10 protein-coding genes are annotated in these 11,811 nt (G+C 45.0%); all 10 read left to right on the forward strand.

Features of this window, described 5'->3' with window-relative positions:
* Window positions 1-289: 289 nt before the first annotated feature.
* Window positions 290-469: a trimethylamine N-oxide reductase system protein TorE gene (torE, locus tag AACR11_RS05180; protein WP_005450728.1), complete on the forward strand. Its 180-nt coding sequence runs from the start codon at window positions 290-292 to the stop codon at window positions 467-469.
* 50 nt (window positions 470-519) lie between these two features.
* Window positions 520-1,704: a pentaheme c-type cytochrome TorC gene (gene torC, locus AACR11_RS05185; RefSeq protein ID WP_005450726.1), complete on the forward strand. Its 1,185-nt coding sequence runs from the start codon at window positions 520-522 to the stop codon at window positions 1,702-1,704.
* Between the two features lie 25 nt (window positions 1,705-1,729).
* Window positions 1,730-4,192, forward strand: coding sequence for a trimethylamine-N-oxide reductase TorA (gene torA, locus AACR11_RS05190; RefSeq protein WP_029789468.1), 2,463 nt, complete (start codon window positions 1,730-1,732; stop codon window positions 4,190-4,192).
* A 198-nt stretch (window positions 4,193-4,390) separates the two neighbouring features.
* Complete coding sequence (locus AACR11_RS05195) at window positions 4,391-6,133, forward strand: glycoside hydrolase family 36 protein (RefSeq protein WP_009699912.1); 1,743 nt, start codon at window positions 4,391-4,393, stop codon at window positions 6,131-6,133.
* Window positions 6,134-6,281: 148 nt separating this feature from the next.
* Window positions 6,282-7,190: a metal ABC transporter substrate-binding protein gene (locus AACR11_RS05200; protein WP_005450720.1), complete on the forward strand. Its 909-nt coding sequence runs from the start codon at window positions 6,282-6,284 to the stop codon at window positions 7,188-7,190.
* Window positions 7,190-8,044, forward strand: coding sequence for a manganese/iron ABC transporter ATP-binding protein (locus AACR11_RS05205; RefSeq protein ID WP_005450718.1), 855 nt, complete (start codon window positions 7,190-7,192; stop codon window positions 8,042-8,044). Before AACR11_RS05200 ends, AACR11_RS05205 begins: the two co-directional genes overlap by 1 nt.
* Before the next feature lie 13 nt (window positions 8,045-8,057).
* Window positions 8,058-8,966: a metal ABC transporter permease gene (locus tag AACR11_RS05210; RefSeq protein ID WP_017188193.1), complete on the forward strand. Its 909-nt coding sequence runs from the start codon at window positions 8,058-8,060 to the stop codon at window positions 8,964-8,966.
* On the forward strand, window positions 8,959-9,813 hold the full coding sequence (locus AACR11_RS05215; RefSeq protein WP_029789467.1) for a metal ABC transporter permease: 855 nt from the start codon (window positions 8,959-8,961) through the stop codon (window positions 9,811-9,813). Before AACR11_RS05210 ends, AACR11_RS05215 begins: the two co-directional genes overlap by 8 nt.
* Before the next feature lie 556 nt (window positions 9,814-10,369).
* Window positions 10,370-11,275 (forward strand): manganese-dependent inorganic pyrophosphatase, encoded by a 906-nt coding sequence (locus AACR11_RS05220; RefSeq protein ID WP_005450712.1) that lies wholly within the window; start codon window positions 10,370-10,372, stop codon window positions 11,273-11,275.
* Window positions 11,276-11,350: 75 nt separating this feature from the next.
* Window positions 11,351-11,740 (forward strand): DUF2750 domain-containing protein, encoded by a 390-nt coding sequence (locus tag AACR11_RS05225; protein ID WP_005437260.1) that lies wholly within the window; start codon window positions 11,351-11,353, stop codon window positions 11,738-11,740.
* Window positions 11,741-11,811: the final 71 nt, after the last annotated feature.

The raw sequence follows: 11,811 nt of genomic DNA on the forward strand, positions 1-11,811 counted from the left end.
GCACGAAAAAATCCATAAAAATGTAAACAAAGTTAATCTCATGTTGTATTCTTAACATGTTTGCAAAAGACTTATTTTTTCACATCTATTAATATTCTTTCACAAAGAATATCAATCAAACACATCTCTGGATGAGCTCAAAAAAGTGTTGGATAACAAGGGCTGGAGCGTCAGATTTGATTGAACCTTACTATTAGTATGGTCTAACATTTTCCAATAGAGATTGTAAAAAACTTAAGCTTGGTAACGCAGGCTTTTCAATAACACTAGATACAAAATAGGCAAATGTATGAGTGATGTTAACAAAATTGAGAGTGGTGAAAAACGCTCCCTGGAGTGGAAGTCTTTCCTCTTCATTGCAGTTGTTCTCTTCCCAATTCTGAGTGTGGCTTTCGTAGGTGGCTACGGATTTATCGTTTGGGCACTACAAGTGTTCTTCTTTGGTCCTCCAGGCGCACACGGCATGTAAGCCAGTGAGCTCACAACCACACTTTTGAAAAGATTTTAAGAGAGCAAATAATGAAATCATTAATCATTAAACTGTGGCGTACGATGACGCGCCCGGCAGTTCATATCAGCCTTGGCGTGCTGACTATGGGCGGTTTCATCGCTGGTGTTATTTTCTGGGGTGGTTTTAACACCGCACTAGAAGCAACCAACACAGAAGAATTCTGTATTAGCTGTCACACTATGCGTGACAACGTATACGTTGAACTGCAAGACACGGTTCACTGGAAAAACCACTCTGGTGTTCGTGCTACATGTCCTGACTGTCACGTTCCACACAACTGGACAGATAAGATCGCTCGTAAAATGCAAGCATCTAAAGAAGTATTTGCACAAGTATTTGGCAACTACGACGAACCGGGTGTTTTCGAAGAGCGCCGTATCGAACTTGCTAAACACGAATGGGATCGTTTCTCTGCAAACAAATCTCTAGAGTGTAAAAACTGTCACAACTACGATTCTATGGACTTCGAGCAAATGTCTCCAACGGCTCGTATCCAAATGAAACAAGCAGCTGAGAAAGACCAAAGCTGTGTTGACTGTCACAAAGGTATCGCACACAACCTGCCAGCTGGTATGGACAGCATTGGTGGTATCGTTGGTGACCTTGAAGGTATGACTTCAAACACTGACTACGGTGTAGGTCAACAACTTGTAAGTGTTCGTCATCTACCAATCTACTTCGACGATAAAGGTGCTAAAGAAGCAGGTCTTCTAAACCCAGCATCGACTGTTAAAGTTCTTGAAGAGAAAGGCGACTACGTTGAAGTTGAAATCGATGGCTGGCGTAAAGCGAAAGGCTTCGGTCGTGTAATTCAAGAAGACTTCGGTAAGAACATCGCAGTAGCATCACTACTAAAAGAAGCATCAACAGACGCTAACGTTGTGACTGCTGGTGAGAAGAAAGTTGATGAGCTAACAGGTCTTCCTTGGGAGAAAGTAGCTGCGAAAGTATGGATCAAGAAAGAATCTATGCTGAACGACATCAACCCTGTATGGGAAAAATCAAAAGAAGCTTACAAAACTAACTGTTCTGTATGTCACACACAACCTGCTGAAGCGCACTTCGATGCGAACACATGGCCAGGTATGTTCGACGGTATGCTAGCGTTCGTTAACCTAGATACAGACAGTGAAGCACTGATCTTGAAGTACCTACAGAAGCACTCTTCAGATTATGCTGAAGGTCACCACTAATAAGCGTCGGATTGGAGTAAATTAAATGGCTATTACACGAAGAAGTTTTCTTAAAGGTGTAGCAACCACAAGTGCAGCGTCAGTTATCGGTCCAAGCTTATTGGCTTCAGCATCTGCAAACGCAGCTGAGACTACTGGTACTTGGAAAGTAACAGGTTCACACTGGGGCGCGTTCCGCGCCCACATCTACGCGGGTAAAGTTCAAGAGATCAAACCGCTAGAACTAGACCAGAACCCAACAGAAATGTTGAACGGCATCAAGGGCATCATCTACAGCCCATCACGTGTTCGTTACCCAATGGTTCGTCTAGATTGGCTGAAGAAGCACAAATACAGCGCTGAGACGCGCGGTAACAACCGTTTCATCCGTGTAACTTGGGATGAAGCTCTAGATCTGTTCTACCGTGAGCTAGAACGTGTTCAGAAAGAATACGGTCCATGGGCTCTACACGCAGGTCAAACTGGTTGGAACCAAACTGGTGCGTTCAACAACTGTACGGCACACATGCAACGTGCTGTAGGTATGCACGGTAACTTCATCACTAAAGTAGGTGACTACTCGACTGGTGCAGGTCAAACCATCATGCCTTACGTACTTGGCTCAACAGAAGTTTATGCACAAGGTACGTCTTGGTCTGAAATTCTAGAGAACTCAGACAACATCATTCTTTGGGCAAATGACCCAGTGAAAAACCTGCAAGTAGGTTGGAACTGTGAAACGCACGAATCTTTCAACTACCTAGCGCAGTTGAAGGAAAAAGTAGCGAAAGGCGAGATCAATGTTCTTTCTGTAGACCCAGTTAAGAACAAGACTCAACGTTACCTAGAGAACGATCACCTATACATTAACCCGCTAACAGACGTAGCATTCATGCTTGCTGTTGCGCACGTACTGTACAACGAAGACCTATACGACAAGAAGTTTATTGAAACTTACTGTCTAGGTTTCGAAGACTTCATCAAGTACGTTCAAGGTGAAACGAAAGATAAAGTTGTTAAGACACCTGAGTGGGCTGCTCCTATCTGTGGCGTGAAAGCGGACAAGATTCGTGAATTCGCACGCATGCTAGTGAACGGTCGTACACAAATCCTTATGGGTTGGTGTATCCAACGTCAAGAGCACGGTGAGCAACCATACTGGGCAGCAGCAGTAGTTGCAGCAATGGTTGGTCAAATTGGTCTGCCTGGCGGTGGTATCTCTTACGGTCACCACTACTCAAGTATCGGTGTACCTTCAACTGGTTTCGCGGGTCCTGGTGGTTTCCCTCGTAACCTAGATACTGGTATGAAGCCGAAGTGGGACAACAACGACTTTAACGGTTACAGCCGTACTATCCCTGTTGCTCGTTGGATCGACTGTCTGCTAGAACCAGGCAAAGAGATCAACTACAACGGTGGTAAAGTTAAACTTCCAGACTTCAAGATGATGGTGATCTCGGGTTGTAACCCATGGCACCACCACCAAGATCGTAACCGCATGAAGCAAGCGTTCCAGAAGCTACAAACAGTAGTAACGGTTGAGTTCGCTTGGACTGCAACGTGTCGTTTCTCTGATATCGTGCTTCCAGCATGTACTCAGTGGGAACGTAACGACATCGACGTGTACGGTTCTTACTCGAACAAAGGTCTGATTGCTATGCATCGTCTAGTGGACCCATTGTTCCAATCTAAGCCAGACTTCCAAATCATGAGCGAACTGACTCAACGCTTTGGTCGTCGCGACGAGTACACTCGTGGCATGAGCGAGATGGAATGGATCCGCAGCCTGTACAACGATTGTAAGAAAGCGAACGACGGTAAGTTCGAAATGCCAGAATTTGAAGAGTTCTGGGAGAAGAGCGTACTAGACTTCGGTCAAGGTAAGCCTTGGGTTCGTCACGCTGACTTCCGTCAAGATCCAGAAATCAACCCACTGGGTACACCTTCTGGTTTCATCGAGATCACTTCTCGTAAGATCGGTCGTTACGGTTACGAACACTGTCAAGAACACCCTATGTGGTTCGAGAAATCAGAACGTTCACACGGTGGTCCTGGCTCTGACAAACACCCGTACTGGCTACAGTCTTGCCACCCAGACAAGCGCCTGCACTCTCAGATGTGTGAATCTGAAGACTTCCGTGCAACTTACGCTGTTCAAGGTCGTGAGCCTGTATACATCAACCCGGCTGATGCAAAAGCGAAAGGCATCAAAGACGGTGACTTGGTACGCGTATTTAACGATCGTGGTCAGCTTCTTGCTGGTGCTGTACTTACTGACAGCTACCCACGTGGTGTTATCCGTATCGAAGAAGGTGCGTGGTACGGTCCTCTAAACGAGAAAGTAGGTGCAATCTGTACTTACGGTGACCCTAACACTCTAACTCAAGATATCGGTTCTTCTGAGCTAGCACAGGCGACTTCTGCGAATACATGTATCGTAAACTTCGAGAAGTTCACTGGTAAAGTTCCACCAGTTACTTCATTCGGTGGTCCAATCGAAGTTGCTTAATCAGAGCGCTAAGCTTTAAATAAAATACCAGCCTTCGGGCTGGTATTTTTTTGACCAAATTTCAGTGAGCATTCTCTCAATACCGAGTTTGGGCTTGCTCAAGAGCAACAGATTCGTGACGTCGATAACGAATTGAGCAGCAGAAGCGGAGGATAATGAGCCAAACTAAACAATAATAATCAAGTGAGTAGATTTTCTATGGCTCAGACCATTCAATTGGCCAATCACACTGAGATCTCAGTAAGTGATAACGATCTTCAATTCGAAATCGTCGGCAACCAAATTCACTTTTCTTTTGCCGGGATACACAATAAAACCTTTACTGACCGTGAAGTCTTGTTTCAAATGCCTTTTCTCTATGAGCAAGGCGCAACCGTTATCGGTGATGGCTTCCAAATGTTGGCACAGACCAGCGGTACCATTTCTCAACCTATCGACATTGGTCGCTGCCCCGATAACAACAATTCCTACCGTATTTACCCTGAGAGCGCACCAAAGCGTTACTACAACTATTTAGTCGTAGAAGACTCTGCAGGTTACACCTTATTTGGTTTCACTACTTGCCGTCGCTTTGCTGGTTACTTTGAGGTGAAGCAACATGGTGAACATTGGGTACTTTCAGCAGCAATCGATGGTGAAAGGACGCAAGTTGCAGACTGGGAACATAACCATCTTGAATCGGTTGTTGTGTTACGTGGGAGTTCGTTATCTGAGCTGTATCAAGAATACAGTGAGATGATTGCAGAACATCACCCTGCACGTAACGGAGTAATGCAAGACGCTCCGGTTGGTTGGTGCTCTTGGTATGCCTACTACGCGGACGTGACCGAAGGCAACGTTTTGGAAAACGTGGAATGTATGCAAGACAACCTAGCTGAGCTCGAATGGGTACTGCTAGATGATGGCTACCAAGCATTTATGGGAGATTGGCTAACGCCTTCAGATAAGTTCTCTGGTGGTGTAAAAGAGCTGATTCATAACATTCGTGCAAAAGGCAAAAAACCAGCCATTTGGATGGCACCATTCATTGCCCAGCCAGAATCAGAAATCTTCAAAAAGCATCCCGATTGGTTTGTGCGTCACGAAGACGGAGAGCTTCTGAAAGCTGAAGATGTCACCTATGGTGGTTGGCGTTGTACACCTTGGTACATTCTCGATACTTCAAACCCTGAAGTCCAAGATCACTTAACTCACGTCGTATCTGTCATGCGCGAAGAGTGGGGTGTTGAGCTATTCAAATTAGACGCAAACTATTGGGGCACTTTAAAAGGTAAGCGCAGTCAATCGGGCGTAACCGGTGTAGAAGCCTACCGTATGGGTATGGAAGCGATCGCTAAAGGGGCAGGAGATGCATGGCTATTGGGTTGTAACGCACCAATGTGGCCTTCTCTGGGCTTAGTCGATGCCATGCGTGTGTCTGACGATGTAGAGCGCCATAGCCATCGCTTTGAGCAAATTGCTAAAGAGACCTTCTTCCGCAGTTGGCAGCATCGCAAGTTATGGCAAATCGACCCAGATTGCGCAACGTTCACTTCATTACCTAACCAAGCAGCCTCGCGTGAAGATTATCAATTCCATCGTAACGTGCTGCTAGCGTGTGGCGGTCTACTGCTTTCCGGTGACCCTCTACCAGAAATCACCCCATTTGCGAGTAAGACGCTAGCGAAACTGATGCTGCGTCAACGCCGTAATCAAGAATCGGCTAAGTTTACCGCATTAGGTTTGAACCATGCTTTTCTGCCACTAACATCTAAGAATGATCTGCACTGTTTGTTCAACTACGCGAACGATGATGCGACAGAATTTACGCTTACCGCAGACCAACCAACAGATTGGTATGATTACTGGACCGGGGAGAAACTCAATCAAGAGCCATGTCAGTTATTGCTAGTCAGCTTAGATAAAGGGTTAAATGCTAAGGCTGTCGTGACAGCAATGTAATTGGAAAAGTGAGCCAATCTCGTCCTTTTCAGAAATAAAGGCTAAAATTACTGTAAATGATAACTATTATCATTTACAGTAATGCTAATGAAAGGTAGAATCCTTCTATCTTTTCAAAGTAACTATTTGCCTTCTGGAGAAAACAGGGATGAGATTAAAAATTGGTTCTTTTGCCAAACCTGCGGTTGTACTTTTGTCTATGATGTCACTTGGATTAAGCACGGCAGCAATGGCAGCCGAGAAATTTAAAGTAGTGACAACTTTCACCATTATTGCGGATATGGCTCAAAACGTAGCTGGTGATGCGGCTGTTGTTGAGTCGATTACTAAGCCTGACGCTGAGATTCACAACTATCAAGCGACCCCTGGTGATATTCGACGCGCTCAAGGCGCGGATCTTATTCTGTACAATGGTTTGAACCTAGAACTGTGGTTCAAAAAGTTCTTCAAAAATCTTCATGATGTGCCAAGTGTGATTGTGACCGAGGGTGTGCAGCCGATGAGCATCGCTCAAGGTCCTTACAGTGGCAAACCTAATCCCCATGCTTGGATGTCTCCAAGTGATGCTCTGATATACGTCGATAATATTCGTGATGCACTAGTGAAATACGACAGTGTTAATGCAAAGACTTACCAAAAGAATGCTGAAGCATACAAAAAGCAGATCATGGATATGGTTCAGCCTATTCGTGAAAAAGTGGCTCAAATCCCAGAAGACAAACGTTGGTTGGTAACAAGTGAAGGGGCATTCAGCTATTTGGCTCGAGACTTCGGTCTTAAAGAACTCTACCTATGGCCAATCAATGCAGACTCGCAAGGTACGCCACAACAAGTTAAACGCGTTATTGATGAAGTTCGTGCAAATCAGATCTCTGCGGTATTCAGTGAAAGCACGGTATCGGCAAAGCCAGCACAGCAGGTTGCGCGTGAAACAGGGGCTAAATATGCAGGTGTCTTGTACGTGGATTCATTGAGCAGTAAAAACGGTCCAGTGCCAACCTTCTTAGACTTACTGAAAGTGACTTCAAACACAATCGCAGAGGGTCTAGAACAGTAATGGCAGGAATTAAAGTATCAGACATTAGTGTCACTTATCGCAACGGTCATACCGCGCTATATGATGCAAGTTTTTCTCTTCCAAAAGGATCAATTACGGCTCTTGTTGGTGTGAATGGCAGCGGTAAGTCGACGTTATTCAAATCCATTATGGGGTTTGTACCGGTTAGCCAAGGATCGGTTGAGATCCTTGGTATGCCGGCAAAAAAAGCTCTAAAACAGAATGTTGTCGCGTACGTACCGCAAAGCGAAGAAATCGATTGGAACTTTCCTGTTCTGGTTGAAGATGTTGTCATGATGGGGCGCTATGGTCATATGGGATTACTCCGCATTCCAAAGCAAACCGATCATGACATGGTGACGGCTGCACTTGATCGCGTGAACATGACCGCGTTTAGAAAACGCCAAATAGGTGAACTTTCTGGCGGACAAAAGAAACGTGTTTTTCTTGCGCGCGCATTGGCGCAAGAGAGTGACGTTATTTTGTTGGATGAACCTTTTACTGGTGTCGACGTTCAAACGGAAGAACAAATCATGGCGTTGCTGCGTGACTTACGTGATGAGGGCAAAGTCATGCTGGTATCCACGCACAATTTAGGTAGTGTGCCAGATTTTTGTGACCGCACCGTATTGATCAATCGAACTGTGCTTGCTTCCGGGATGACTAGCGAAATCTTCACTCCTGAAAACCTCGAACTTGCGTTTGGTGGCGTCCTTCGACACTTCATCCTTGGCGGTAAAGATCTTCATGAAGATGATGATGAGCGTAAGTTGACAGTATTGTCTGACCACGAACGGCCAGTTGTTATGTATGGTGAGCAGCAAGCTGTTCCGGTTTCGCGTCCAGACAAGTAAGGAGTTCATTTTTATGGATTATTTACTCGAACCTTTTCACTATGGCTACATGGTGAATGCCATGTGGGTGAGTGCATTGATTGGCGGTGTCTGCGGCTTTTTGTCGACTTACCTAATGTTGAAAGGCTGGTCACTCATTGGTGATGCACTTTCTCACTCGATCGTTCCTGGGGTTGCTGGTGCATATATGCTCGGCTTACCTTTTGCCTTTGGCGCGTTTTTGTCTGGTGGTCTTGCTGCCGCTGGAATGTTGTTCTTGAGCCAAAGAAGCAAATTAAAAGAAGATGCCATCATTGGTTTGATATTTACGTCTTTTTTTGGTCTGGGGTTATTTTTAGTTTCTCTTTTCCCTGCCGCGGTGAATATTCAAACTATTGTATTAGGTAATGTGCTCGCCATCACGCCGACCGATACATTCCAGTTAGTTATTATTGGTGGTATTTCGCTTGCCGTTATGCTCGTCAAATGGAAAGACCTAATGGTGGTCTTTTTCGATGAGAACCATGCCAAGAGTGTCGGACTGAACCCGACCCGATTGAAAGTGTTGTTTTTTACGCTTCTAAGTGCATGTACTGTCGCAGCGTTGCAAACCGTTGGTGCTTTTTTGGTTATTGCGATGGTCGTTATTCCAGGGGCTACAGCGTATTTAATGACTGACCGATTTTCACGCGTGATTGTCTACGCTGTTGCAATTGGGTCTCTAAGTTCATTCGTTGGTGCCTATGTCAGTTACTACATTGATGGCGCGACTGGCGGGATCATCGTTTTACTGCAAACAGCTTGTTTCTTGATGGCATTTGTTTTCGCACCTAAGCATGGTCAAATTGCGATTAGACGCAAAAGCAAACAACAAATCGCAAAAAAGAATCGTGAATCAGCGTCTTCGTTGCCTATGATGAATAAGGAGCACAAAAATGCTTGATACACTCCTTATGCCTTTTACCTTCACATTCATGCAGCAAGCATTCTTGATTGTTTTGCTTGTTTCAATTCCAACGGCTTTATTGTCTTGCTTCCTTGTATTGAAAGGTTGGTCGTTGATGGGGGACGCCATCGCGCACTCGATTCTTCCTGGTGTGGTGATTGCCTATATCCTTGCTATCCCTTACACCGTTGGCGCGTTTGCTGCGGGTATATTTTGTGCGCTTTCAACAGGCTACTTAAAAGAAAATAGCCGTATCAAAGAAGACACCATTATGGGCGTAGTTTTTTCTGCCATGTTCGCGCTTGGTCTCGTATTGATGACAAAAATCGAAGTAGGCGTCCACCTAGATCATATCTTGTTTGGTGATGCACTAGGTGTGAGTTGGGCGGACATCATTGAAGCCGCAATCGTCGCTTTACTTGTTGTGCTGTTTGCGGTGTTCAAAGGAAAAGATTTGTTAGTTTTCGTATTTGATTACCAACACGCGCAAGCAATTGGTCTGCCTGTTAAGTTTCTCCATTATGGTTTGCTTTCGTTACTATCGTTAGCCATTGTCGCTGCACTTAAGGCTGTTGGGATGATCTTAGTTATCGCGATGCTGATTGCTCCCGGGGCAACTGCATTCTTACTAACGCGCCGTTTCCACAGCATGGTGTTGCTTGCCTTATGTATGTCACTGCTGAGTGCTTTTCTTGGTGTGTACTTGAGCTTTTTCATTGACAGTGCACCAGCGCCTACCATCATTCTCATCATGACGCTGAAGTTTATTATTGTCTTCTGCTACACCAGTTATAAAAATAGGAAAGTGAAGTTTAAATCTGGCGACACGATAGAACAGTTTTAAACCAGACTTTTCATCAAAGCCCAAGTATTGAATTGCTTGGGCTTTTTTCGTTGTCACTACTATACCCAAGTAACCTCGAGATGCTAGGTTCAGCGAGACTGACTTGGTTTGTAGACGCGGCGGCGATTTAAAGGTTTTGTGGGTCTAAATCAAGAATCGGCAACAAAGTATACAAGCCAAGGCCCTTATATTTGCAAAGAGCGCCCTTTGGGAGCGTGTCTTTGACTCGCTTTTTTAGTCAAACAAATGGCTGCGTCAAACAACTTGGAAAGAGCTGGCTATTACACTGCGTTGTTTTCCTTACTCTCGAATCAATGACAACGCTCTGAATCCTGCATCCTGAAGTCACTTGGGTATAAACGACCTCTATTGAATGAATCCTGTGTTGTGCTTGTTGGGTGAATTTATTGAGTCTTTTTTACGTTTTGAAATTAGGACAAAAGCAAAATTTCAGGTAAAGTAACCGCCTTTGTGAGCAAACTCGCTTCCTTGGTGCAATTCGTTACGTAATTCACCCCGTTAGGAAGCCATCAAATTGACTTGAATAGGAAGAGACATGATTCTAGTTGTAGGTCATAAGAACCCAGACAGTGACAGTATTTGTAGTGCACTAGTTGCAACTGAACTTCTAAAGGCGCGTGGTGTTGAAGCAATGCCAATTCGTCAGGGCGAAATTAACCGTGAAACTCAGCACATCTTAGAAGTAGCTGGCGCAGAAGTTCCTGAGCTACGTACTTCAGTTGCGGGTGAAACAGTTTGGCTAGTAGATTACTCAGATCTAGCGCAAGCACCAGACGACATCGCTGAAGCTGAAATCGCGGGTATCGTTGACCACCACCGTCTAGGTGATGTGATGACAGTAAACCCAATGGAAGCATGGATCTGGCCTGTTGGTTGTACTAACACAGTACTATTCAACATGTTCAAAATTGAAGGTCACGAGATCACACCTCAAATCGCTAAGCTAATGATGTCAGCTATTCTATCTGACACTGTTGGTTTTGCTTCTCCAACTTGTACTCAAAAAGACAAAGACGCTGTTGCTGAACTAGCGGCAATCGCAGATGTGCAAGATGTTGACGCATTCACTAAAGATCTTCTAATTGCTAAGACAAACATCGAAGGTCTATCTGCTGCTGAGCTTGTTGAAAAAGACCTGAAAGGTTACCCATTCAACGGTCGTGACGTAGTTGTAGGTCAGGTTGAGCTTGCAACTCTTGAGCAAGTGGATGGCATGATCGATGCGCTAGAAGCTGATCTAGAGGCGCGTTGTGCAAACGACAACCTAGCATTCGCGGCAGTGATGCTAACAGACATCACTACTGCTCAAACTCGTCTTCTATACAAAGGTGAGTGGGCTGAGAAGCTTGTTAAGCATGAGAAAGATGGCATGCTAATGATGGAAAACACGCTAAGCCGTAAGAAGCAAGGTTGGCCTTGGCTTCAAACTGAGCTTGCGTAATTTCATTGTTACCAGTTTATACTTTAGATGCCCGCCCTTCGGTGGGCATTTTTCTATGGGAAATAGGAGACGACTATGTCTGAAGCATTAACCCAAGAGCAGATGGACACCATTAACCGCTACAATGAAGAGCAGCGTTTGAAATACTGCGTAAAAGAAATCGTAGCGAACCGCAAAGTGTGGATTCTGAAAGACGAACACGGTTGTGTCATGCTAAACACAGAAGATGACGATTGTGTACCAGTTTGGCCAAACGAAGAGTTTGCACAGCAATGGGCAACGGGTGACTGGGAAGAATGTGAGCCGGAAGCTATTTCATTGAACAAGTGGCACAGCCGCTGGACGTCCGGTTTAGAAGACGATGAGCTCTCTGTCGTGGTTTTCCCAAACCAGAATGAAGAAGGTGTTGTTCTTTTTCCTGACGAATTTGATTTTGAACTGCGCAAACAAGAAAGCCGTCGCTAATTGGGTCGAGTCGCGTCTTGATATCCAGTAATACTAAAAAGCCTGCGTTGATGCAGGCTTTGTTATTTTTG

Source organism: Vibrio sp. L85, from assembly GCF_963871815.1.
GTDB lineage: Bacteria > Pseudomonadota > Gammaproteobacteria > Enterobacterales > Vibrionaceae > Vibrio > Vibrio harveyi.